Source organism: Novilysobacter erysipheiresistens (assembly GCF_036663935.1).
In the GTDB taxonomy this organism is placed as follows: domain Bacteria; phylum Pseudomonadota; class Gammaproteobacteria; order Xanthomonadales; family Xanthomonadaceae; genus Novilysobacter; species Novilysobacter erysipheiresistens.
In genome coordinates this window covers 135,676-161,405 of record NZ_JAXGFP010000002.1, presented here as the reverse complement: position 1 = coordinate 161,405, position 25,730 = coordinate 135,676, and the positions used below count along the sequence as shown (strand labels likewise).

Here is a 25,730-nt window from a genome sequence, read left to right as displayed (position 1 = left end):
TCCCTGGAACCAATAACTCGGACGGTATTAGAGACCGTCGTTGTTGTCTTCGGCGTCGGCGCCGGCAGCCGCTTCTTCCGCGGCGTCCTGAGCCTGCTCGGCCGAATCGGCTGCATTCTCGGCAGCGTCGGCGGCGTCGTCGGCGGCGGTCATGTCGGTCGCACCGGCAGCGGCGTCGGCCGAGGTGGCAGCGGCGTCAGCCGCGGCAGCGGCGGTGTCCGCAGCAGCCTGGGCAGCGTCGGTCGCCATCGCGTCGCCAGCAGCGGCAGTGTTGGCAGCGGCTTCGGAAGCCTCGCCAGCAGCCTCGGCGGCTTCGGCGGCGGCATCTTCAGCTTGCTGCTGGTTCGAGCAGGCAACCAGAGCAAAGCCCATAGCCAGGGCGAGCAGCGCCTTGTTGAAAGTCATGGTTCGTTCCTCGTCGATTAAAAGTTTGGCAACGCGCAATTGCGCGCCGATAACATGATGACAAGCCCGTGACGCCTGTCAAGCGGGGGGTTGTATTTTTTTGGTTAATACATTGTTAACCGGTTCGGTCCGCACCAGCGCCGTTGGTGACTGGCTTGTGCTAGTGCTGGCGCCGACGGTCACGGCAGCTCGATCGCCACCGCGGTCGCTTCGCCGCCGCCGATGCACAACGAGGCGACACCGCGCTTGCCACCGCGGGCACGCAACGCATTGACCAGGGTCACGACCAGGCGCGCGCCGCTGGCACCGATCGGATGGCCCAGCGCCACCGCACCGCCATGCACGTTGATCTTCGCGTGCGGGATGCCGAGGTCCTTGATCGGTGCCATGGCGACACAGGAAAACGCCTCGTTGATCTCGAACAGGTCGACGTCCTCGACTTTCCAGCCGGCCTTGTCGAGCACGTTGGAAATCGCCTGCACCGGCGCGGTGGTAAACCATTCCGGCGCCTGCGCGTGGCTGGCGTGCGCAACGATGCGCGCCAGCGGCTGCAGCCCGCGCGCCTTGGCATCGTCGGCCGACATCAACACCGTGGCGGCGGCGCCGTCGGAAATCTTCGACGACGACGCGGCGGTCAGCACGCCTTCCTTGCCGAACGCCGGACGCAGGCCGGCGATCTTCGCGGTGTCGATCTTGCCGGGCTCCTCGTCGGTGTCGACCACGACCTCGCCCTTGCGGGTCTTGACCGTGACCGGGACGATCTCGTCCTTGAACGAACCGTCGGCCTGGGCCTTCTGCGCGCGCTTGACGCTCTCCTCGGAGAACGCGTCGAGCGCGGCGCGGTCGAACGCGTACTTGTCGCACGCCATGTCGCCGAACACGCCCATCGCCTTGCCGTCGTACGGGTTGGTCAGGCCATCGAAGGCCATGTGGTCGAGGAACTCGGTGCTGCCGTAGCGCACGCCGGTGCGCGAACCGTTGAGCAGGTGCGGCGCGTTGGTCATCGACTCCATGCCGCCGGCGACGACGACCTTGGCCGAACCGGCCTTGATCGCGTCGACGCCGAGCATGATCGCCTTCATGCCCGAACCGCAGACCTTGTTGACCGTGGTGCAGCCGGCCGAGGTCGGCAAGCCGGCGCCGAGTGCGGCCTGGCGCGCCGGGGCCTGGCCGAGGCCGGCCGGCAGCACGCAGCCCATGAAGACTTCCTCGACCTGGTCGGCGGCAAGCCCGGCCTGCTCCAGCGCGCCGGTGATCGCGGCGGTGCCCAATGCCGGGGTGGGGACGCCGGTGAACTGGCCGAGGAATGAACCGATGGCGGTGCGCTTGGCACCGACGATGACAACGTCGCTCATGGCGGACTCCTGATGAGGGACCGGCCGCAGCCGGGATGTCCCGATTATGCGGCGGCATGCTGCAGTGCCGCAAACCGTCGATCGGCAGGCCGGCGTGATGCGGCCAAACTGCGGTTTGCGGTCGCATTCCGCACCCGTGTCGATTGTGGGGGGCATGGCTATCGGTTAAAAATGAGGCTCGCTGGGACGCAGACAGTTCGCAAGGTGCGCGACGCCCCAGCCATCCATCGGGGGTAAACCATGAAGTTGCATCGCAATGCGCTGGCAAGCGCGTGTCGTCTGGCTCTGGGCGGCTTCGGCCTCGCCTTGCTCGCCGCCTGTGGTGGCGGCGGTGGCGGGGACAACGTGCGGCCGGTCGATCCGCCGCCGACCGCGCCGCCACCGGCCCCCGAACCGCCGCCGCCGCCGGTGGTGAGCGATCCGGACCCGGCGTTCAGCGAACACCTGCGACTGACCAATACCAGTGCCGCCCACGCCGCCGGGTTCACCGGTGAGGGCGTGCGCATCGGCGTGGTCGACAGCGGAGTCTCGCGGGTGCATCCGGCCCTGTGGCCGCGGGTCACCAGCAGCTTCGTGTACCTCGATCCCGAAACCAACAACCTGGATGTCGACGATGTCGTCGGCCACGGTACCGCGGTGTCGCTGGTCATGGCGGGCGTGCCGTTCGGCGAGTGGCCGGGCGGCATCGCGCCCGGTGCGGAGATAGTCTCGGCGCGGATCATTTCCGATGAAGAGCCGGTCGACGACGGATCCGGCCAGGGCAACGAGGTCGACGGTGCGCTCGGCCTGGCGATCGTCCACCAGGACCTGATCGACAGTGGCGCGCGGATCATGAACAACTCGTGGGGTGGCCTTTACTGGACCAACCCGGAAGCCACCGCGGCGATCGCCGAGGAGTACCGTCCCTTCATCTTCGCCAACGACGGCCTGGTGGTGTTCGCCACCGGCAACGAGTCGTTCGCCGATCCCACCGACATGGCGGCGCTGCCCAGCCAGTTGGGCCCCAACGGCACCACCCCGGCGGCGGACCTTGAAGTCGGCTGGCTGACGGTGGCGGCGCTGGATACCGCCAATCCGACCCAGCTGGCGGAATACTCCAACGCTTGCGGCATCGCGATGAACTACTGCCTGGTCGCCCCCGGCGACGTCGTGGTGACCGGCACCGACGACAAGTCCGACGCCCCTACCTACTGGAGCTGGGGCGGCACCTCGTTCGCCGCGCCGCAGGTGTCGGGCGCCGCGGCGCTCGTGTGGGAGGCGTTCCCGTACTTCAACAACGACCTGGTGCGGCAGACCCTGCTCGGCACCGCGACCGACCTCGGCGCGGTCGGCGTCGATCCGGTGTTCGGCCATGGCCTGCTCGACGTCGGCAAGGCGGTGCAGGGACCGGGCCGGCTCGACTGGGGCCAGGTGGTCGCCGACTTCGACACCGGCGTGTCGGTCTGGTCGAACGACATTTCCGGCGCGGGCGGCATCACCCTGCGCGGCGACGACGGCCTGCTGCACCTGACCGGCGACAACAGTTACGACGGTGACACCCGGGTCGAGGGCGGCGCGCTGCTGGTGTCGAACTTCGCCTTGCCCGGCACCGCGATAGTCGGTGCCAACGGCGGCCTGTACCTGGACGCCACGTCGGTCGCGGGCGCGGTGCGCAACGACGGCGTGCTGGCGATCGGCGGTGGCGGGGCCGGCGGGGTCGAGCACCGGATCGGCGGCGACCTGGTGTTGGGTGCGACTTCGCTGTTCGATGTCGAGATCGGCTCGCACCTGCAGGTCGATGGCCAGGCCAGCGTCGATGGCTGGTTGACCATCACCGGCATCGCGCCGGGGTACGTGCACCAGGCACGTGAGTTGATCATCAACGCCGATGGCGGGGTCAGCGGCGTGTTCGACGAGCTGGCCGTGGCCGACGGGGTGTTCCTGGACGGCGCGATCGCCTATGAGCCGGCGCAGGTCTGGCTCGAAATCAACCGCCTCGACGTCACCGCCGCGGCGCAATCGATGGGGCTGAGCAGCACCGCGACTGCCAGCGCGGCACGGGTCGAGAACGCGTTCCGCCGGATCGATACCGGTACCGCGGAGTTTGCCGGTCCGGGCAGCGCAGGGGCATTCGTCGACGGCGCGGGCGCGATCCAGGGCACGCCGACGGCCGCGGCCGCCGAGCGCTCGCTGGCCAGCTTGTCGGGCGAGATGCACGGCGCCGACACCGCGTTCGCGATGATCGCGATCGAAGGCAGCCGACATGCGCTGGAGTCGCGGCTCGATGCGGTCGGCCACGGGATCGCCGCCGGCGCCTGGGCCAACCGACTCGATGGCGAGCGTTCGATGTGGTCGCATACCCGCGTCGACGCCAACGGCTGGATGCTCGGCCACGACCGTTACTTCGGCCCGAACCTGATGCTGGGCGCGGCGTTCGGCCAGACCGACGGATTCGCCTCGCACGCCCTGCGTGGCGACCGCGAGCGCAACCGCCAGCTGGAGGGCCAAGTCTATGCGAGCTGGAACGACCACGGCGGCAACTACCTGCTGGGCCGCGTCGCGTTCGGGCACATGGACCGCTGGATGCAACGCGACATCGTGCTCGGCAGCGAGCGTTTCGGCGTCGATGCGCAGTACGACAACCGCTATGCCACGGTGGGCGTGCAGGCGGGCCACCGCTTCGAGCTGGGCGGTGCGACGCTGGTCCCGTACGTCGGCGCGCAGTCGTTGCAACTGGACCGCGACGGCTTCTCCGAAGACGGCGCCGCCGGTTTCGGCCTGAGCACCCGCGACTCCCGCCTCGACGCGACCCAGGCGTTGGCCGGTGCGCGGCTGGAGCGGCAATGGTCGGTCGGCGCGACCACGGTCGGCCTGCAGGGGCGGATCGAATGGCAGCACACGCTGTCGCAGTCGGGCGATGCGATCGATGCGCGTTTCACCGGCATCGACGCGTGGTCGCCGATCAACGGTGCCGGTCTGGGCGAGGACGTCGCGGTGTTCGGCTTCGGACTGCATGCCTGGCTGCCGGTCGGGGGTCGCCTGGGCCTGGATCTCGACAGCCGCCGCGAGAACGGCCGCAGCTACACCGGCGCGTTCGCGAACTGGTCGATCGGCTTCTAAGGCCGACACCGCACCGGACGAAAACGCCGCGGATCCCCGCGGCGTTTTTCGTTGCCGGCACCTGCCCACTTGTCCGGCCACGGTGGTGGCGCTAGCCTCGCCCGATGGGGCGAATCCGCAGGTCGATGGGGCGGGCGGTCGGCGCGAGACTGGCCGCCGCCGCGCTGTTTTGCGTGCTGTCGGTCGGCGCGTGGCCGGTGCCTGCACAGGACGCGAAAGTCGTCCATGAGGATGTCCGCTTCCAGCATTACGGCGTGCAGGACGGGCTCTCGCAAACCTCGGCGCGTGCGCTGCTGCAGGACGAGTCCGGCTACGTCTGGGTCGGCACCCAGGATGGCCTGAACCGGTTCGACGGCTACGAGTTCCGGGTCTATCGCAACGACCCGGGCCGCGACGACAGCTTGCCCGACAGCCACGTCACCGTGCTGGAGCCGGCGCGCGGCGGCGGCTTCTGGGTCGGCACCCTCGGCGGCGGCCTCGCCCGTTACCTGCCGCAGCGCGATTCGTTCGTCCGCTACCTGGCCGATGGTGCGCCCGGCAGCCTCGCCAACAAGTCGGTGATCGCCCTCCACGAAGGTGCCGACGGCGTGCTGTGGATTGCCGGCAGTGGCGGCGAACTGCAGCGACGGCCGCCCGATGGCAACCGTTTCGAGTCGGTCGCCGGGGCGCTGCGCAAGCAACTGGGCGCGGTCCACGCCATGGTGTCGCTGCCAACCGGAGAGCTGCTGCTGGGCACCGCCACCGGGCTGTGGACGCTGGATGCCGACGGCCGCCAGGCCACGCCATGGGCCGAGCCGGACCGCATGCACGAGACCCTGGCGATCGCGCTGGCTCCCGGCGGTGCGGTCTGGGCCGGTACGCCGCGGGACGGCCTGTTGCACTTCGATCGCCACGGCCGCCTGCAACGCCGGCTGGGGGTGGAGGAGGGGTTGCCCGACCGGCACATCTCCGCGCTCCAGCTCGATGCCGACGGTCGTCTCTGGGTCGCCACCCCGCGGGGCCTGGCGCGGCTGGACGGCAGCGATGCACCACCTCGTGTATGGACCGCGGGCAGCGGCCTGTCGGGCGCGCTGGCATCGAACCGGGTGCACGCGCTGATGCTCGATCGCAGCGGCCTGCTGTGGATCGGCACCTGGCTCAATGGCCTGAGCCTGCACGTCCCGCAATCGGAGGCGTTCGGCTCGATCCGCGTCTACGAAAGCCGGTCACCGGGCCTCGAACTCGCGGTGTACTCGCTGGAGCCGATGCCCGATGGCAGCCTGCTGTTGGCCCCGGCGGCCGGCCTTGGCATGGTCCGGTTCGATCCCGGCGCCCCCCCCGGCGAGGGCGTATGGGCACGTTACCGCTCCGATCCGGACGACCCGTCGACGTTGCCGGACGCGCGCATCAGTGCCATCCATCGCGCCCCGGACGGGACGGTCTGGATCGGCACCCGCAATGGTTTGGCGCAATGGACCGGCGAGGGCTTCGCCACCTACCGGCACGACCCGGCCGATCCCGGCAGCCTGCCCGAAAACGCGATCCACGAAATCTACCAGACCGCCGACGGCACCCTCTGGATCAGCCTCGCCAGCGGCCGGTTCGCCTCGCTGTGTGCCGGCTGCGACGAGTTCCGCGAGCACCGGATCGCCACTCCGAGCGCCAGTTCCAGTGGCCGTGACCACACCCGGGTGGAGACGATGCTGGAGGACAGTCGCGGCGACCTCTGGATCGGCATGATCCCGACCGGGTTGTACCGGCTGGACCGACAGTCCGGCACGCTCGAACACTTCCCCCACGACAACGCGCCCGGCAGCATCAGCCACGATTCGGTGACCGGGATGATCGAGGACCGCCGCGGCCGGCTGTGGATCGGCACCCAGGGCGGTGGACTCAACCGGATGGTGATCGACGCCGCCGGCCGCCCGGTTTTCCGCCACTACGGCACCGCCGAGGGACTGGCGTCGCTGGCGGTCGGCGCATTGGCCGAGGACGCGATGGGCCGGATCTGGATCAGCACCACCGTCGGCATCAGCCGGCTCGACCCGGACACCGGTGCGATCACCAACTACGGCGCCGCCGCGGGTGCCCAGCCAATGGGTTACTTCGTCAACTCGTCGGCGAAGTTCGATGACGGCCGCATCGCGTTCGGCGGCCTGCAGGGCGTGACCATTTTCCGGCCGACCGACATCGCACCGCTGCCGCCGCCGCGGCAGGTGGCGATCACCCGCCTGGCCGTGTATCGCGCCGATGGCAGCGCCGACTCGCGTCCCGTGGATGTTGACGGCGGCACGCGGTCACCGCTGCAATTGCCCCCGGACAGCGATGCCATCGACATCGAGTTCTCCGCGCTTGCCTACGCCGCCCCCGACCGGGTGCAGTACCAGTACCGGCTCGACGGGATCAACCCCGACTGGGTCGAGGTCGACGCCCGCCGGCGGCGCGCCAGCTACAGCAACCTCGATCCAGGCGCATACCTGTTCCGCGTCCGCGCGCGCAGCCCCGGCGGCGCATGGAGCGAGGAGATGCGACTGCCGATCCGGCTGCAGCCGGCGTGGTGGCAGACCGGGATCGCGCGGGCGATGTATCTGATCGGCCTGCTGCTCATGGTCGCCTTGGTCATCCGGGCGGTGCGCCAGCGCCGCGCCGAACGCGAGATCAACCAGCGCGAGATCGCCCACAGCGAGCAACGCCTCAAGCTGGCCCTGTGGGGCACCGGCGACGAGCTGTGGGACTGGGATATCGCCGCCGGCCAGCTGCGGCGGCAGAACCCGCTCGATCGCCCCGATGCCGACACCGACGAGGTGGTGGAGAGCGACCAGCGCTTGCGCGACTCGGTCCATCCCGACGACCGCGAGCGCTTCGAACAGGCCCTGGCTGGCCATCGCAGCGGTGCCGGCGAGACCATGGAGGTGACCTACCGGGTGCGCCGCGACGACCGCTGGTGCTGGCGTCTCAGCCGCGGCCGGGTGGTCGCGCGCGATGCCGACGGCCGGCCGGTGCGCGTCGTCGGCACCAACAGCGACATCACGCCGTTGAAGGAGAACGAGCTCGAACTGGCGCGGATCAACGCCGAGCTGGAAAGCCGCGTGGCCCAGCGCACCCTCGCGTTACACGACACCAACGCCAGCCTGCGCAGCACCATCGACGAGTTGCGCCAGACCCAGCAGCAACTGGTCGAGGCCGAGAAGATGGCCGCACTCGGCGGACTGGTCGCCGGCGTCGCCCACGAGATCAATACGCCGCTCGGCGTCAGCGTGACCGCCGCGTCCTACCTCGACCAGGAAGCCCGCGCGCTGGAACGGCAACTCGACGCCGGCCCGCTCGATCCGGCTGCGCTGCAGCAATTCGGCAGCACCGCGGTGCGCAGCTCGCAACTGATCCTGCACAACCTGCGCCGCGCCGACCGGATGATCCGCAGCTTCAAGCAGGTCGCGGTCGACCAGTCCAGCGAAGAGTCGCGGCGGATCGACCTGGGTGCCTACCTGGAGGAGATCCTGATGTCGCTGCAGCCGAGCCTGCGCCGGCATCGGGTCGACATCGACTGCCCGCCGGGGATCGAATTCGAAACCTACCCGGGCGCGATCTACCAGATCATCTCCAACCTCGCGATGAACAGCGTGACCCACGGTTTCGACGAGGACGAGCCGGGCCGGATCGAGCTGGTCGCGCGGGTGCAGGACGACGAGGTGGTGATCCGTTACGGCGACAACGGCAGGGGCATGGACGCGGAGAGCTGCCGTCGCGTGTTCGAACCGTTCTTCACCACCCGCCGTGGCGCCGGTGGTTCCGGCCTGGGCATGCACATCACCTGGAACCTCGCGACCCAGGTGCTGGGCGGCAGCATCGCCTGCCAGAGCACGCCGGGGGAGGGCACCCGTTTCACCCTGCGGATGCCGATGCAGCTGGCCACCCGGCCGGCGGCGTAGGTCGCTGGCGGCCTGCGCCGCGTCAATCCGGCAGGCGCTCGCGGATCGCCTCGGCGCGGCTCCAGTTCTGCAGCAGGATCCGCACGAGGGTCGGGTCGAACATCGCGCCGCTGTTCTCGACGATATAGCCGCGGATGCGCTCGGCCGGCCAGGCGTCCTTGTAGCAGCGCTTGCTGCCAAGCGCGTCGAACACGTCGGCGAGCATGGTGATCCGGCCACTGACCGGGATCGCCTCGCCGGCCAGGCCATGCGGGTAGCCGCCGCCGTCCCAGCGCTCGTGGTGGGTCAGGGCGATTTCCGCCGCCAGTTGCAGCACCGCGCGTTTGGACGTCGCCAGCATCCGGTGGCCGATCTCGGCATGCTGGCGCATCACCACGGTTTCCTCCGGGGTGTGGCCGCCGGGCTTGTTGAGGATCGCGTCGGGGGTGCCGATCTTGCCGATGTCGTGCAGCGGCGCGGCATGGCGGATGCGCTCGCAGGTGGCGTCGTCGAGGCCGTATTCGCGGGCCAGCAGCTCGGCGACCAGACCGACCCGGCTGACGTGCGCAGCGGTCTCGTGCGAGCGCGACTCGGCGGCGCCGGCGAGCAGGAAGATCATCTCCATCTGCGCGTCGGTCAGGTCCTGGGTCAGGTCGAGGTTCTTCAGCGCGATCGCGACGTTGGAGGCGAACAGCTCCAGCAGCTTGTGGTCGAGTTCGGACAGGTGCTCGACCTGGCCGAGGAACAGCAGTTCGCGGTCGCTGGCGCTGTCGACGAAGTACAACGCGTAATGGTCGCCGTCGAAGCGGTGGGCGCGCTCGTCGAGGGCGCCGCGCAGCGACTCGAACTGGTGCGCGGGCAGGACTTCATGCAACGGACGGTCGCCGCATTCGCGCAGGCGGCCGGTAGCCGCGGTGGCAACCAGCGGCGCGGCGGGGTCGGGGTTGTCCACCGCCACGCACAGCGTGCTGGCGCCCTCGACCAGGCGGTCGAGCTGGGCCAGCACGGTGGTGCGGAAGCCGTCGTGGTGCTCGTTGCCGAAGGTCCGCGCCGACGCGCTGATGACCCGCTCCAGGCCGCGCTTGCTGGCGCGGATGGTCTGGATGTCGCGCCACGCCCGCAGCGCCGCGAACAAGGTGGTGTAGAGCTTCTGCGCGGTGAGCTCGGTCTTTTCGCGGTAGTCGTTGATGTCGTAGCGGGTGACGACATCGTGCTCGGGCGCCTGCCCGGGCTGGCCGGTGCGCAGGACGATGCGGATGTCGTGGTTGCCCAGTTCGCGGCGGATGTGTTCGACCAGCATCAGGCCGGAGCGGTCGTGCTCCATCACCACGTCGAGGAACACCACCGCGATGTCGGCGTGCTCGGCCAGCAACTGGCGGGCCTCGGCCTCACTGGTGGCCGAGAGGATCTCCAGCGGACGGTCCTGGAAACGGAAGTTGCCCAGGACCAGCTGGGTGACCGCGTGCACTTCGGGATCGTCGTCGACCAGCAGCAACTTCCACGCCGGCGTCCGGCTCGCGGATGTTCTCGACTGGTCCATGCAGACAGCCCCCTGCGTGCGTGTGCCCGCAGTCTAGCGAACTGACGGCCCTGCGGCGCAACTCAACTGCGGCCGTCGAACAGCTCCCGTCCGATCAGCATCCGCCGGATTTCGTTGGTGCCGGCGCCGATCGCGTACAGCTTGGCGTCGCGCAGGATCCGCCCGGCCGGGAACTCGTTGATGTAGCCGTTGCCGCCGAGGCTCTGGATCGCCTCCAGCCCGACCTGCACCGCCGCCTCGGACGCATGCAGCAGGCACGACGCCGCATCGACCCGGCTCTTGTGGCCGGCGTCATAGTCGCGCGCGACCTGGTAGGCGAACGCCCGCGACGACTGCAGCGCCGTGTACATGTCGGCGAGCTTGGCCTGCATGATCCCGAACGTGCCGATCGCCTGGTCGAACTGCTTGCGCTCGCGCACGTAGGGCAGGGTGAGGTCGAGCGCGGCCTGCATCAGTCCCAGCGGGCCGCCGGTCAGCACCAGACGCTCGGTGTTGAGGCCGGACATCAGCACTCTGACACCCTCGTTGACTTCGCCAAGAACATTCCCGGCGGGGATCTCGCAGTCCTGGAACACCAGCTCGCAGGTGTTGGAGCCGCGCATGCCGAGCTTGTCGAGCTTCTGCGCGGTGCTGAAACCCGTCATGCCCTTCTCGACGATGAAGGCGGTCATGCACTTGCTGCCCGCGTCCTTGCCGGCGGTGCGCATGTAGACGATCAACACGTCGGCCTCGGGGCCGTTGGTGATCCACATCTTGTTGCCGTTGGCGACCCAGACGTCGCCCTTCAATTCGGCGCGGCACGACATCGAGCCGACCACGTCGGAGCCCGCGCCCGGCTCGCTCATCGCCAGCGCGCCCTTCCACTCGCCGCTGCACAGCTTCGGCAGGTACCTGGTGCGCTGGTCCTCGTTGCCGTTCGCGTAAAGGTTGTTGACGCACAGGTTGGAGTGGGCGCCGTAGCTCAGGCCGACCGAACCGGACGCGCGCGAGATCTCTTCCATCGCCACCAGGTGGGCGAGGTAGCCCATCTCGCTGCCGCCGTACTCGCCGGGGACGGTCAGGCCGAGCAGGCCCAGTTCGCCGAGCTTCGGCCACAGCTCCTGCGGGAACGCGTTGGCCTCGTCGATCGCGGCGGCGCGCGGCGCGATCTCGGCGTCGGCGAAGCGGCGCACGGCCTCGCGCAGGGCATCGAGTTCTTCGCCAAGGGGGAATGCACGCATGACAACTCCTGGTTCGTCACTGGATGGTCGCCATCCCGGCGACAAGTTTTGCAAACAACGACGGGGCACTCAGGCCCCGTCGTCATGGTCACTGCATCGCGGCTTACGCGCCGCCGCGGATGCGCCCCTGGAAGCGCGGGGTGGTGCGACCCAGCGGCAGCTTGAGCTTGCCCATCACGTCGATCCGCTCCTCGGCCATGCGGTCGGCGGCCTTGTAGGTCGGGATGCCGTCGCGTTCGGCGATCTCGAAGATGCGGGTCAGGTTGTGGTAGATGGTCCGCATCATGCGCATCGCGCGCTCGCGGTTGTAGCCGGTGATCTCCAGCGCGACGTTCATCACGCCACCGGCGTTCACCGCGTAGTCCGGTGCGTACAGGATGCCCATCTTCTGCACTTCGTCGCCGATCGCGTTGTTGGCCAGCTGGTTGTTGGCCGCGCCGCAGATGACCTTGGCCTTCAGTCGCGGCAGGGTCTGCTCGTTGACGGTGCCGCCCAGCGCGCACGGCGAGTACACGTCGGCGTCGACGTCGTAGATCTCGTCCAGGCCCACCGCCTCGGCGCCGTACTCGGACACGGCCTTGTCGACCAGGCCCTTGTTGATGTCGGTCACGAAGATCTTGGCGCCGCGCTCCTTGAGGAGCTTGACGTACTCCATGCCGACGTGGCCGAGGCCCTGCACGGCGTAGGTGTACTTGCCGACCTCCTCGTCGCCGAAGCGCTTGTTGAGCGAGGCCATCAGGCCCTGCAGCGCGCCGTAGGCGGTGAACGGCGACGGATCGCCCGAACCGCCGTGGACCTGGTGCACGCCGGTCACGAACTCGGTCTCGCGGTACACGTATTCCATGTCGTTGACGTCGATGCCGACGTCCTCGGCGGTGATGTAGCGACCGCCCAGCGACTGCACGAACTGGCCGAACGCGCGGAACAGCGCTTCGGACTTGTCGGTCGCGGGGTCGCCGATGATCACGGCCTTGCCGCCGCCGATGTCCAGGCCGGCGACCGCGTTCTTGTAGGTCATGCCGCGGCTGAGGCGGAGCACGTCGTTCAGAGCGTCCTGCTCGGTCTGGTACGGCCACATGCGCGTACCGCCCAAGGCGGGCCCCAGCACGGTGTTGTGGATCGCGATGATGGCCTTCAGGCCCGCGTCCTTGTTGTGGCAGAACACGACCTGTTCATGGCCGAAAGTGTCCAGGGTCTCGAAAATCATCGGGTGCTCCGCGTAGGCGTCGGTTGCGCATCGCGCTTTACGCCAACTGTGTTGGATAAGTGTCTGAAAACTAATGAATTCGCCTGCGCAGGACCCACTTTGCGTGGGCTGCGGGGCGGTAGTCTAAAGCAATCGTGCAATACGGATGCGTACGTTGTGACCGTCGCCACAACCGTTCAGACCGCCCGGTAACGACCTTCGCGCAGCCACAAGGTCGCCTGCCACTGCTCGCCGCGCAGGATCGGCAGGGAGGCGTGCATCGAGTCGCGATCGAGCATGCCGTCGCGCAGGTTGTCGAACACCACCGCGCGACCCGCGCCCGGCACGGTTTCCAGCTCGGCGAACGGGAATTCCAGGCCGCCGCCGGCTTCCGGCGGACGCAGGCACACGCACACGGTGGTGCGCCGGTTGCCGGCGCCGGCGCGGTCCGCGGCCAGCACTTCGGGGCTCAGGTAATCGCGGTGGCGCCATTCCGTGGTGCCCGGCACGCCATGCTCGACCAGCAGCGGCTCGGCGTGGCCGAACTCGGCGCGCGCGGCCCGGGCCAGCCGCAACTGCAGCATCCGCAGGGCGAAGTCTTCGTGGACCGGGGCGAACCGGACCGATGGCGCGGCGGCCGGCGGGAGATCGGCGGTGGCATCGCGCAGCAGCGCGCTGGCCATCAGCAGGCGGCACTCGTCCGACGACAGCAGGCTCTCGACCTGCAGCACCCGCGGTCGGGCGGACAGCTCGGTCGCGTGCGGCGGCGTCAGCACTTCCTCGAAGGCGAGCATTGCCGATGCCGGCATCGTGGCGCCGCGGCCCGGGTGGCGCGAGTAATCCGCCTGCACCGGCGGCGCGACCGTCGACGGCAACGCCTCCACCCCGTTGGTCCGCAGCCGCGCACGCAGCGCCGCCGCGGCCTTGGGTTGCACCGCGCAGCCCTCGCCGCGTTGCAGGCGCTCGGCCAGCAGCAATGCCGAGACCACGTCGCCGCGCGCAGCGGCGCGGTCGAGCAGCTTCATGCACATCACCTGGTCGGCGGCGCCGGGCTTGCGCCCGAAGTGGATCGCCGCGGCCCGCAGCGCCAGCGGGAAATCGTGCTGTACCGCGGTCAGCATGCGCTGGTTGATCTGGCCGTCGCGCGGCAGCAGCACGCTGCCAATGGCGACCCACGCCAGCCAGTAGCCGGCGATTGGATTGCCCAGGCCCTCGGCCTGCAGCAGCCATTCGACCGCGCGGTGCGGTTCGGCCGCGCAGCCCTGGCCGAACAGCAGCATCCGCGCGTACTCGACCTGGGCGCCGCCGTGGCCGGCCATCGCCGCACGGCGGAACAGCGATGCCGCCTCGTCCAGTTGGCCGGCGCCGGCCAGCGCATTGGCCAGGCGGAACAACGGCTCGGGCACGCCACCGGCGGCATCGGCGCGCAACGCGGCGAACGCGTCGTCGGCATCCGGGCTGGCCGGCGCGGGCGGGGAGAGTGGGACGTGGACGTGGGATAGCTGGGTCATCCCTGTCGAAGAACGCGGAATGGCGCCCGGCGCGGCCGAGACGCCCACCAACCGCGAAAGCCGGGCGAAAAATGGCGCCGCGCTACAATCGAGGGATTCCCGTTTTCAGCAAGTCGAGTGCGCCATGAGCACCCCCGCGAGCAACCTTACCGACACCGATACCGGCCTCGACACCGCCAGCGCCCACCCGCTGCGTTTCGTCACCGCCGCCAGCCTGTTCGACGGCCACGACGCCGCGATCAACATCATGCGGCGGCTGATCCAGGGGCAGGGCGTCGAAGTCGTGCACCTGGGCCACAACCGCAGCGTCGAGGACGTCGTCCGCGCCGCGCTGCAGGAGGACGCCGACGGCATCGCGCTGTCGAGCTACCAGGGCGGCCACGTCGAGTACCTCAAGTACATGGTGGACATGCTCAAGGAGCGCGACGCCGGCCACATCAAGGTCTTCGCCGGCGGCGGCGGCACCATCACCCCCGAGGAGATCCGCGAGCTGCAGGCCTACGGCGTCGAGCGCATCTACCACCCCAACGACGGCATGCACATGGGGCTGGTGGCGATGATCGAGGACGTCGTCCGCCGCGCCAGCGAGGGCCGGGTCGACGGCGAGGCCGACGACACCGCGCCGGCGATCACCGACGAGATCGCCATCGGCAAGATGCTCAGCGCGATCGAGGAAGGCCACTTCGACGAGCACGCGTTGTCCACGCTGCGCAAGCAATGGCAGCTGGCCGGCGGCAAGACCCCCGTCATCGGCATCACCGGCACCGGCGGCGCCGGCAAGTCCTCGGTCACCGACGAGCTGCTCAACCGCTTCCTCGCGCATTTCCCGGAGATGCGCATCGCGGTGATCTCGGTCGACCCGACCCGTCGCCGCACCGGTGGCGCGCTGCTCGGCGACCGCATCCGCATGAACTCGCTGCGCAGCGACCGCGTCTACATGCGCTCGATGGCGACCCGCCGCCAGCACGCCGCGACCAACGCCGTGCTGAAGGATTCGATCGGCTTCCTCAAGGGCCTGGGCTACGACCTGGTCATCGTCGAGACCGCGGGTATCGGCCAGAGCGACTCGGAGATCGTCGACCTGGTCGACTTCTCGATGTACGTCATGACCAGCGACTTCGGCGCCCCGAGCCAGCTGGAGAAGATCGACATGCTCGACTTCGCCGAACTGGTCGTGCTCAACAAGTACGACAAGCGCGGCGCGGAAGACGCATTGAGGGACATCCGCAAGCAGTGGAAGCGCAACCGCGTCGCCTTCCAGACCAAGGACGAGGAAGTCCCGGTCTACCCGACGATTGCGAGCCAGTTCAACGACCCCGGCATCAGCTGGATGTTCGCGAATTTGTGCCGGTTGATGCGGGAGAAGGGCCTGGCCCCCGATTCCACGATCGCGGCTGAAGCCGCTCCCACAAAGGCGGGGAGGTGCGACTTCCAACCCGACATCGACACCTCGCTGAAGGAGCCGCGTGCGACGGTGCTGATCCCCGGCAACCGCATCCGATACCTTGCCGAGATTGCCGAGCAGGGCCGCGGCATCAACGAGCGGATCGAGAGCCAGGCCGAGATCGCCGACCGCGCGCAGTCCTACTGGCAGTCCCTGCACGACCTCGAAGACCCGAAGCTGCCGAAGCAGCTCGATCTTTACCAGGTCGACGACCTCCAGAGCCCGGCGAAGTCGCCTGATTCCCGCGCCCCCTCCGCTGTAGGAGCGGCTTCAGCCGCGAACGCGCAGAACGTTGGGGACGATGTACAGGTCGCGGCTGAAGCCGCTCCTACAGGGAAAGGGCATTCCGCTTTCCCCGTAGACCGCACCCTCTTAACCCTGCGCCAGCGCTACAACGACGCCATCCAGTCCCTCGACTCCGAGGCACTCAAACTCCTGCGCCACTGGCCCGCCCGCCTCAAATCCATCACCGACGACGTCAACGAATACCAGGTCCGCGACAAGACCATCCGCGTCGACAACTACCGCGAGTCCCTGTCGCACCAGCAGATCCCCAAGATCGCCGCCCCCACCTACAAATCCTGGGGCGAGCTGCTCACCTTCCTGCAAAAGGAAAACCTCCCCGGCGCGTACCCCTACACCGGCGGCGTCTACCCGTACCGTCGCACCGGCGAGGACCCGATCCGCATGTTCGCCGGCGAGGGCACCCCGGAGCGCACCAACCGCCGCTTCCACTACCTCAGCGTCGGCCAGCCCGCCGCGCGCCTGTCGACCGCGTTCGACTCGGTCACCCTGTACGGCGAGGACCCGGCGCCGCGCCCTGACATCTACGGCAAGATCGGCAACTCCGGCGTCAACATCCCCACGCTGGACGACATGAAGAAGCTGTACTCCGGCTTCGACCTGTGCGCGCCGACCACCTCGGTGTCGATGACCATCAACGGCCCCGCGCCGATGATCCTGGCGATGTTCATGAACACCGCCATCGACCAGCAGGTCGAGAAGTACCTGCGCGAGGACCAGGCCCGCTGGGACGCCGCCCACGACAAGATCGAAAAACTTTTCGAAGGAAAGAATCGCCCGCAATACGGCGGCATGCTGCCCGAGACCAACGACGGCCTCGGCCTCGGCCTGCTCGGCGTCACCGGCGACCAGGTGGTCGACGCCGAGACCTACGCGCGCATCAAGGCCTACACCCTCAAGACCGTGCGTGGCACCGTGCAGGCCGACATCCTCAAGGAGGACCAGGCCCAGAACACCTGCATCTTCAGCACCGAGTTCGCGCTGCGGATGATGGGCGACATCCAGCAATACTTCGTCGACAACGCGGTGCGCAACTTCTACTCGGTGTCGATCTCCGGCTACCACATCGCCGAGGCCGGGGCGAACCCGATCAGCCAGCTCGCCTTCACCCTGAGCAACGGCTTCACCATCGTCGAGTACTACCTCGCGCGCGGGATGAAGATCGACGACTTCGCGCCCAACCTGTCGTTCTTCTTCAGCAACGGCATGGACCCCGAGTACACCGTCATCGGCCGCGTCGCCCGCCGCATCTGGGCCCGCGCCATGCGCGAGCGCTACGGCGCGTCCAGCCGCAGCCAGATGATGAAGTACCACATCCAGACCAGCGGCCGCTCCCTGCACGCGCAGGAGATCCAGTTCAACGACATCCGCACCACGCTGCAGGCCCTGTACGCGCTGTTCGACAACTGCAACAGCCTGCACACCAACGCCTACGACGAAGCCATCACCACGCCGACCGAAGAGTCCGTGCGCCGCGCCGTCGCCATCCAGATGATCATCAACAAGGAGCTGGGGCTGAACTTCTGCGAGAACCCCTGGCAGGGCAGCTTCATCGTCGACAAGCTCACCGACATCGTCGAGGAAGCCGTCTACAAGGAGTTCGAAGCCATCAGCGAGCGCGGCGGCGTGCTCGGCGCCATGGACACCATGTACCAGCGCGGCAAGATCCAGGAGGAGAGCCTGTACTACGAGCACAAGAAGCACGACGGCAGCCTGCCGCTGGTCGGCGTCAACACCTTCCTGCCGAAGGAGCACGCCGGCGACATCGTCACCGAGATCGAACTGATCCGCTCGACCGAGGAAGAGAAGGGCCAGCAGATCGACAACGTCGCCAACTACCAGCAACTCCGCAACGGCCTTGTAGGAGGGGCTTCAGCCCCGATCGCGAACACCGCCCGCGACACCGGCCTCGCCTACCTCCAGAAAACCGCCCGCGACCGCCAGAACGTGTTCGCCGCGTTGATGGAGGCGGTGAAGACGCACAGCCTGGGGCAGATCAGCCATGCGTTGTATGACGTGGGTGGGGAGTATCGGCGGAATATGTAGGTAGCCGTCTCGGGACCAAAAAAGCATTGGGTGAGCACTAGCTTGCAGAAAATTGGGGGCGCAATGGCATTGCCAGTTAGTTTACTGCAGGCGGTTTCCGTGCCCGGCGGGGGAAGAATTGCCTTGGTCGTGGGCGCTGGATGCTCCTTTGAAGAGCCCACCGGGATCCCCTTGGCCGGTACGTGTTCCGAGCAGTCGCACGCGCGCCTCGTGGCCGACGGAGCCATTGAAACTGGTGAATGCAAAGAACCGCGAAATCTATCCAAGCTGGCTGATTTGCTGTACCAAAAGAATGGGTCTCAGCGGCTACTAGTCGAGCAATTGCGGCAACACTATGCTCTTAAGACGGCGTCCCCGAACGAGGGGCACAAGTTGGCGATTGCGTTGCTCTGCGAGGGAGCGCTGAATTCCATACTCACTCTTAACTTTGATTTGGCCTTTTCAACTGCAGTTGGAGAACTGGGCGTCGGGGCAACAATCGGGGTTGTAGATGGGCCCGCGGACTTCGCGAATCAACGGCCTTTGAGTGTCTTCTATCTCCATCGAAATGCGAATGAAACTGACCCTGAAGCATGGGTTCTGAGAACGGACGCGTTGGAGCGCGAATGGGTTGGCGGTTGGGAGGCAGTAGTTGCCGCCAAGTTGATCGCTAGCCCCGTTGTTGTCTTCGTTGGCTTGGGAAGTCCTGCAGATGTCCTGGTGGAAAGCAGCAGGAAGATTCGCGCGGGAGTTCCGGCTGGTAGTCAGACATTTCAGGTTGATCCGGGGGATTTCGGAGCATCTCCATTCGCGGCAGCACTTGCGATTGATGAGTCAAGTTTTATAAAGATGAAATGGTCTGAGTTTATGTTTGAGCTATCACAGAGGATGGTGAAAGCTCAAATGGCGACGTTAAAGGAGGAGGCCGACCGATTTACCGATCTCAATCACCTGGCCACAGAAAACCTCGACTCCCTGATAGCAAATTTGGAGAAGGCAGGACTTTTAGAGCTCGGAAAACTACGGGCAAGCTGGACGCTTCATCCAAAACTCTATCGGCCGGACAATGATGGTGTGCGCGGCCTGTTGGCTGATTTACTGTTGGCGACCGCACTAATTGCGCGCAATCTGAGATCTAAGGTGAAAATCCATAGCACCGGAATAGTGGAATTTGACATTAGTGGTCGAGTTGCCACAGTGATTCTAGCCAGCGGTTCAGGAATTCGTAACGTCTCTGCCGTCGAGGCTGATCTCGGCGTCAGACTAAGGCAGCTTCGCACGTTGCCTGCGATGCCGGTGTTAGGTGTTGCGACGGGAGTTCTGAGTCATAGCCCAATTGCTCCTCCCGTCGATCTGGTCGTTGACGATCAATCAAGCAGCATAATTTACGGCAACTCGCAACTACGCATGTTTTCTGCTGATTCTCTTCGTGCTGATCCAAATTCCATCGTCGAGCTAATAGTATGATTAGTGAATATCTGACATCGACTGATCTGATCGCATCGTCGGTCGCAGTTCTTGAGGCGGCCGGCTACAAGGCAACTGAATCAGACAATTCCGCATGGACCAGCTCGACTAGTCGGTTATTTGAAAACTCCTATAACGTTGTTGGAGTTGTTGCTTTCGAAACATATGTGGAACTTGTAGATTCGTGGGCCGATAGACAGGGCATGCTGGTCGAAATCATTTCCAGAAGCATTGGTCGATCAGAGGGTAAGGCGTGGGATGGCTATTTAGTTCTATTAACCCCGGCTGTCAAGTCGAGCACAGAAACCGATATCGAAGCGATTCGGCGTGATACGACTCGGTTAAGAAAGCTGATTGCGACCGGTGATGATCTCAAGAAATCAAGCGACGTAGAACGTGTGCTAAGACCTTTGCTACCAATTAAGGGTGTAGTAAACCAATCTAATGCTGGATCAGCATTGGATCACCTATCCAGTGTTTTGGAAAAGAGAGGGGTGGAACGTCAGGACGCTGTGACTCTAGTCGAAGCCTTCCTGGATCAGCGACCTCTGATGGAATCTCTGCATAGATCGGGGAGCAAAGACCAATGAGGCTACAGACAGTCGAGATTTCTGGCTTCCGGGGATTTGCCGCAGATTCCTTGTTTGATGTGGATGCGGACGCCATCGTGGTCGTCGGCGCCAACGGTAACGGTAAGACGTCGTTCTATGACGCAATTCTGTGGGCACTCACAGGCCGCGTTCAGCGTCTGTCGGACAGCACGCAGCGGTTGGTAAATCGATTCTCGGACTCGGGCCAGGCGCGAGTGCGCGTCAGAATGGGTGTCGAGCGAGGGGCGCATCTGCTCACAGTCACAAGAACGTTTGATGGAAAAGAGGCACGAATTTCCGTCGAGGAGTCAGGGGAGATCCTGCGTGGCCCAGAAGCAGAGGGGCGATTAATTCGAGTATTGTGGAGTAATGCCGCGGGTGCTGTAGACCCTTTTTCCACGCTTGGAAATGTACTCACTCGCAGTGTCTACCTCCAGCAGGACTTGATTAGCCAGTTTATTGATGACGCATCTGATCACGATCGGTTCAATGCCATTAGCGAGCTTGTTGGAGCGGGTCGGATTACTGACCTGCAGTCCGAGCTAGAGCGTTCGAAGGCTGCTTGGTCTAAAGCTACGAACGCCAAGTCTGCGGAGCTGAATCTCCTGAGAAATCGCATCGTCAACCTTGAGGCTAGGCTCGCTGAGCTTCGAGCTAGGCAAACAGTGCAACCGGTCGAGATGGACAATGCAGAGTGGTCGACTTGGTGGGCAGACATCGCTGAGTTGGGCGTGACAATTTCGGGCCCGCCACCACTTTCGCGTGAATCGCAAGTAGCCATTGACAATGCAATGAAGCAACTCGATGCGGAACGTCGAGCATTGGAACGGAAGTTGCATTTAATTGATCAGATATCTGGTGATTTAGTGGCGCTCTCGGCACTGGACAGGAGTGATCCGTCCGAAGGACGAGCGGTCCTAGCTACGCTCAGGGAACGGATTAACGTGCTGAAAGAGGATGTGAGGGAAGAACAGGCTCGCATGAGTAAAGCGCGTTCGATTCAAGCAGAGCTTGAGGAGTATGTGGAGCAGATGCACACGCTCGCATCAATAGCGCTTCAGCACCTCGGCGCAAGCTGTCCAGTTTGCGAGCAAACATACGATGTAGAAGGCACGCGTCGGCGCTTAGAGTTGATGGTTTCTAGAGCTGGCGCGCTTCCATTCGTTGATGATGGCGAGAATCTCAGGGCTGCGCTGGAAAATCTGTCGACGGCCGAAAGTGAGGCGTTACGGCTTGAGATGTCGCTTAGGCAGCAGGAATCGGCGGAGGCTGCTTACTCGTCGTTAAAGCAGGGCATTGGTAAACGCGCGCTTGAATTAGGTATACAGGTAGAGGAGGAGACGTCTTCCGACTACTTGTTGTCCGTGCGCAAAGATGTATGGTCGGCTATCGAGAATGCGTCTGAGGCGCAAAATCGCGGAGAACGCTTTGCCCTTCAACTGTCGAGAATGGGGGACGCTGCTTCCATCAACGAGCTTGCATCTGAGATCGCTACCTTGAAGCAGAAGCTTGTGGTCGAGCAGCGAGACTTAACCGACAGAACCAGGACCGGTGATCGTGCGCAGATAATCATCGAAACCTTGCGTGAGTCGGCGTCAGACGTTGTTGCTGAAAGGATCCAAAACCTGCAACCTCTCCTGACCGATATGTATGGTCGGGTTGATGTGCATCCAGCGTTTCAAGCTGTTAAGTTCTTGACATCCGTGGTGCGCGGGAGAGGGCGCTTAACTACAGTTGTCAGCGATCCTCAATCGGCCGTTGAAAGTGACGCGCCTGAAACTGTCCTATCGAGTTCTCAGCTGAACGCCTTAGCAGTCTGCACGTTCTTGTCGTTGAATATGGGTCTAGAAAAGCCGCCGCTTGACGCCATAATGCTGGACGATCCGCTGCAGAGCCTTGATGACATCAATCTTCTTGGTCTGATTGATCTCCTTAGGCAAGCTAAGGAGACGCGGCAGCTCTTCGTCTCGACACATGATGCGCGGTTCGGCTCTCTATTGGGTCGAAAGCTTCGTCCAAACTCTGTCCACCAGCGGACTGTTCTCATTACTCTTGATGGTTGGGGGAGAGCGGGTCCGAGTGTCGATCATCGAGAAATACACGCCGATCCCGCCCCAATGCGTCTCAAAGCCGTTGCCGCTTGATGGTCGCGGGACACGGTCTGCACAGCCTTCCGCGACGCCGTTCCTCACGCGCAAAAACGCATCATCATCTTTTTTGATCTACCACAATCGACCCCGCTCCGATCGCCCCGTACCCGCGATCACCCACACGCCACACGGACCGCGGCGGAGCAAGGACGCATCCGGCACTCGCCGGATTCATGGGTCGACACGGAGATCACCGTGTCCCAGAACCACATTTCGCTCGACCTCACCGACGACCAGGTCACCACCGCCCGCGCCGGGCTGGACCAGTTGGCCACCGCGCTGACCGGGCTGGTGGCGATTCCGGATTCGGAGCGCCGCAACCTCATCTACATGGGCCCGCGCTCGGAGGTGTTCGTCCGGCAGACGCTGCGGTGATGGCGGCCAATCCGCAGATCGTGCCGCCGAGCCTATGAAACGGCCGCAGCAAATCGTGCGTACAGATCACCTGGCAACTCGTGAGCAAGGCGCCACGTGATCCCCATCGGGCGCTCGCCTTTATGCGCGACGTATGAAGCAGGCCCCAATAGCCAGAACGCCCGATCATCCGTCGTCAGGCGGGCGAATGGCAGTGCAATGCTTCCAGTGGTCTCGTGCTGCTGGTACCTCTGACCGGTGTCGCTCTCCGCACGGGTGGCGGACTGACTTTCCCAGTGGATCAGCTCCCGGCTGATCGCGTAGTCCCGATATCGCGTGGTGGGCGAAAAGTGTCCACTTGCTTTGTCGAGAGTGAATGCCAGCAAGTCCACCGATGCGTCCGGAAGCCAGCGCACGCCTTCGCGCCATTCCGGCACTTTCAGCCCATCCCCATCGCTGAAAGCGGCAAGAATTTCCCTCCGTGTGTATCGGGCATGGACATACAACGGCACTTCGGGGTGCGTGGAAAGCGGAGCCTGCACGTGATCGATACGTTCGGTGAGAACGTCCATCAGTTGGTTGAGCTCCACCAAAACTTGTGGGTGCTGCCAGATCAGTGATGCGGCGTTATCGAGGTTCTGGCCATCCGTTCGGATGCTCTCGGTGAGTACTGTTGCCAGCATATGGAACAGCCGGCGGGTGCGAATATCGAGCGAGCCCATGCTTGGCGGCAGCGTTGCTTGCGCAAAGCTGCGGTACTGCCTAATTCGCTGCTCGTCGTCGAGGTGAAGCAATCTTCCCAACGCGCGTCGCAGCGCGCTCTCCTCAGGCCCGTTCGGCAAAGTTGCTACGCCACCCGCTTCGAGCAAGTCAGACCAGCAGTGGTTGTTGGAGTAGATGTCTTCGAGCTCGAGTCCGGATTCTTCGAGAAACCTCTTGAGCGTGATGTCGGGAGTGGCTTCCGCTACGCGCCGCAGCTCGCGTGCCTTTGCAGGCCACGTGGAGGGTAGGCTCTGACGAATATTCTCGAGCACCGTTTGCGTGGCAACGGCATCAAGTTGCATATGACAGCCACTTGGCAAGAAGGGAAAACCGCTCTCAATCTGCTTCTCCAGTTGCTTTCGGCTGCCGCCCAGCAACGCGCCAAACCTGCGGTGGAACTGAAACTCCTTGCGGTGCTGGCCAACGAAGTCCAAGACGGTGCAAACGGACTTTGTCTCCTGGCGACGAAGGCCACGGCCGAGTTGCTGCAGGAAAACGGTCGGGCTATCTGTCGGCCGCAGCAGCAGGAGAGTGTCGACGGAAGGCACGTCTACGCCTTCGTTGAAGAGGTCTACGGAGAACACCGCTCGGAGTTCGCCGGCTTTCAGCGCCTCTAGTGCATGGCGTCGCTGCTCGGGTGGCGTCTCAGCCCATACCGCTACTGCCGGCAGATCGGCCTCGCTGAACTGGTCCGCCATGAATCGCGCGTGCGCCACTGAGACGCAAAAGCCCAATGCGCGCATAGAGTCGGGGTCCGGAGCGGCCTTGGTGACGTTTTCAATGATCAACCGAGCCAGCGCGTGATCACCGGTCACCAAATTGCTGAGTTCCTGCGGCTCATAGCCGCGACCTCGCTTCCACGTCACTCCGCGGTAGTCCATGCCATCGCTAATGCCGTAGTAGGCAAAGGGACACAAGCGGTGCTGATCGATGGCATCCCACAAACGGAGTTCGGCGGCGATCCTACCGTTAAACCACTGCAGGATTGGCTCCTCGTCACCGCGCTCGGGCGTGGCTGTGAGGGCGAGCAGCTCGATTGGACAAAGGTGGTCGAGCAGCGCCTTGTAGGTACGTGCCGCGGCATGGTGGAACTCATCGATGATCACAACATCGAAATGGTCCGGCTCGATGTTGGCCAAGCCAGCAGCGGTCAGGCTCTGCACTGAAGCGAACACGTGATCGAAATGCGTCGGACGGTTGCCACCGACCCAGAGCTCACCGAACGCGGCGTCCCGCAACGCGTGTCGGAATGTCGCAAGGCTTTGCTCGAGGATCTCTTTACGGTGAGCGATGAAGAGCAGGCGTGCACGTGGCAAGCGTCCTCGCAGGCGCTGGTAGTCAAGCGCCGCCATGACGGTCTTACCGGTTCCTGTGGCGGAGACCAACAAGTTTCGGTGCCGGCCTTGCAGTCGTGCTAGCTCGATTTGCTCCAGCAGCCGGGACTGGAAGGGTTCGGGGCGGATCTCGACAGGGCTGAGATAGACCCTTGGGCCACTGGGCGGCGTCTGCGTTAGCTCTCGGAATTCGGCCTCGTCGAAGGGGCGGAAATCGTCGTTGTTCCAGTAGCTATCGAAGACAGCTGAAAATTTGTCGATGACGTCAGGGTTGCGAGCGCCCGAGACCCGCACGTTCCATTCCAGCCCCGTGACCTGCGCGGAGTGAGTCAAGTTCGACGAACCGATGAATGCCGTCGAGTAGCCAGAAGCACGATGGAACAGCCACGCCTTTGCGTGGAGACGTGTGCTGGAGGTGTCGTAGGAAACGCGGATATCTGCCCCTAGATCGCGTAGCGCCTGGAGTGCTGCTAGCTCAGTCGAGTTGGTGTAGGTCGTCGTCAGCAACCGCAGTGGTCGCGTTGCGTCTTTATGACGTCGCAGGAGTTCCAGCAGTGGCTGGATGCCGGAGCGTCGGACAAAGGCCATCAGGATGTCAATGCGATCGGCGGATGGGACTTCCGATTGAAGTTGAAACCCGATCCGAGGTTCGCCCGGAGCGTTGGTCAGCAGAGTGGTATCCAGTAGCGGCGTGGCGGGGAGCTGGATGTGCTCAGCCGTGCCGTCGGGCCGCAGCGCCGCAATCGCCTGGAGAACATCACTTGCGGGTGACGGAGCATCGGCTGCATCAACGCCTTTCCCGGTGGCATCGAGCAGCTGGACAATTTGTCGGGTGAGCCCGAGACCTACATCAGTGCGTTGTTTGGAATCGAGGCTAGAAACGACGCGGCGTATCAGCGTCCCCAAATGCAGCGCTATCCGATCGGCTGCCTCCTCGCCATGGAGTCGCCCGCGCAGGGCCCTGTGTTTGGCATCGAGCTCTAGGAGCTGCGCTTCAAGCGCCTCGGTAACGAGTTGCTCATACAGTCCACGTTGGAGTTTGGTCATGTCGCCCAGGCTAGCACCGCTTGTTGGGGACTAAACGCTGTTCCCAGACTA

The 25,730-nt window shown here is 65.0% G+C and carries 14 protein-coding genes; 7 read left to right on the top strand and 7 right to left on the bottom strand.

Going from position 1 to position 25,730, the window contains the following annotated elements; all coding sequences use genetic code 11:
* Nucleotides 1-27: 27 nt before the first annotated feature.
* Both SNE34_RS03900 and SNE34_RS03895 read right to left on the bottom strand, forming a co-directional pair.
* Nucleotides 28-405: a hypothetical protein gene (locus SNE34_RS03900; protein WP_332614914.1), complete on the bottom strand. Its 378-nt coding sequence runs from the start codon at nt 403-405 to the stop codon at nt 28-30.
* 179 nt (nt 406-584) lie between these two features.
* A complete protein-coding gene (locus SNE34_RS03895) occupies nt 585-1,760 on the bottom strand; it encodes a thiolase family protein (RefSeq protein WP_332614913.1) in 1,176 nt (391 codons plus the stop codon).
* Between the two features lie 240 nt (nt 1,761-2,000).
* On the opposite strand from SNE34_RS03895, the gene SNE34_RS03890 reads away from it, so the two are divergent.
* Nucleotides 2,001-4,859, top strand: a complete 2,859-nt coding sequence (locus tag SNE34_RS03890) for a S8 family serine peptidase (RefSeq protein WP_332614911.1) — start codon at nt 2,001-2,003, stop codon at nt 4,857-4,859.
* 125 nt (nt 4,860-4,984) lie between these two features.
* Nucleotides 4,985-8,767 carry a two-component regulator propeller domain-containing protein gene (locus tag SNE34_RS03885; RefSeq protein ID WP_332614909.1) on the top strand — a complete coding sequence of 1,261 codons (3,783 nt, stop codon included), beginning with the start codon at nt 4,985-4,987 and terminating at the stop codon, nt 8,765-8,767.
* 22 nt (nt 8,768-8,789) lie between these two features.
* On the opposite strand, the gene SNE34_RS03880 is transcribed toward SNE34_RS03885, so the two are convergent.
* The 4 genes from SNE34_RS03880 to SNE34_RS03865 form a co-directional block, all read right to left on the bottom strand.
* Nucleotides 8,790-10,286 (bottom strand): DUF3369 domain-containing protein, encoded by a 1,497-nt coding sequence (locus SNE34_RS03880; protein ID WP_332614908.1) that lies wholly within the window; start codon nt 10,284-10,286, stop codon nt 8,790-8,792.
* 62 nt (nt 10,287-10,348) lie between these two features.
* A complete protein-coding gene (locus SNE34_RS03875; protein WP_332614906.1) occupies nt 10,349-11,506 on the bottom strand; it encodes an acyl-CoA dehydrogenase family protein in 1,158 nt (385 codons plus the stop codon).
* 103 nt (nt 11,507-11,609) lie between these two features.
* Entirely contained in the window at nt 11,610-12,713 is a 1,104-nt protein-coding gene (locus SNE34_RS03870; RefSeq protein ID WP_332614904.1) for a Glu/Leu/Phe/Val dehydrogenase dimerization domain-containing protein, read from the bottom strand.
* Between the two features lie 176 nt (nt 12,714-12,889).
* On the bottom strand, nt 12,890-14,203 hold the full coding sequence (locus SNE34_RS03865; RefSeq protein WP_332614902.1) for a 2OG-Fe(II) oxygenase: 1,314 nt from the start codon (nt 14,201-14,203) through the stop codon (nt 12,890-12,892).
* A gap of 124 nt (nt 14,204-14,327) precedes the next feature.
* On the opposite strand from SNE34_RS03865, the gene SNE34_RS03860 reads away from it, so the two are divergent.
* From SNE34_RS03860 to SNE34_RS03840, 5 genes are all read left to right on the top strand, one after another.
* Nucleotides 14,328-17,996 (top strand): methylmalonyl-CoA mutase family protein, encoded by a 3,669-nt coding sequence (locus tag SNE34_RS03860; RefSeq protein WP_332614900.1) that lies wholly within the window; start codon nt 14,328-14,330, stop codon nt 17,994-17,996.
* Nucleotides 17,997-18,368: 372 nt separating this feature from the next.
* The gene (locus tag SNE34_RS03855) at nt 18,369-19,442 is read left to right on the top strand and encodes an SIR2 family protein (protein WP_332614898.1); all 1,074 of its coding nucleotides are present in this window, start codon (nt 18,369-18,371) and stop codon (nt 19,440-19,442) included.
* Nucleotides 19,439-20,032, top strand: coding sequence for a hypothetical protein (locus SNE34_RS03850; protein ID WP_332614896.1), 594 nt, complete (start codon nt 19,439-19,441; stop codon nt 20,030-20,032). Before SNE34_RS03855 ends, SNE34_RS03850 begins: the two co-directional genes overlap by 4 nt.
* Nucleotides 20,029-22,176: an AAA family ATPase gene (locus SNE34_RS03845; protein ID WP_332614895.1), complete on the top strand. Its 2,148-nt coding sequence runs from the start codon at nt 20,029-20,031 to the stop codon at nt 22,174-22,176. Before SNE34_RS03850 ends, SNE34_RS03845 begins: the two co-directional genes overlap by 4 nt.
* A 201-nt stretch (nt 22,177-22,377) precedes the next feature.
* Nucleotides 22,378-22,557 carry a hypothetical protein gene (locus SNE34_RS03840; protein ID WP_332614894.1) on the top strand — a complete coding sequence of 60 codons (180 nt, stop codon included), beginning with the start codon at nt 22,378-22,380 and terminating at the stop codon, nt 22,555-22,557.
* Between the two features lie 32 nt (nt 22,558-22,589).
* Here the strand turns inward: SNE34_RS03840 and SNE34_RS03835 are convergent, their stop codons facing one another.
* On the bottom strand, nt 22,590-25,679 hold the full coding sequence (locus tag SNE34_RS03835; RefSeq protein ID WP_332614892.1) for a DUF3427 domain-containing protein: 3,090 nt from the start codon (nt 25,677-25,679) through the stop codon (nt 22,590-22,592).
* Nucleotides 25,680-25,730: the final 51 nt, after the last annotated feature.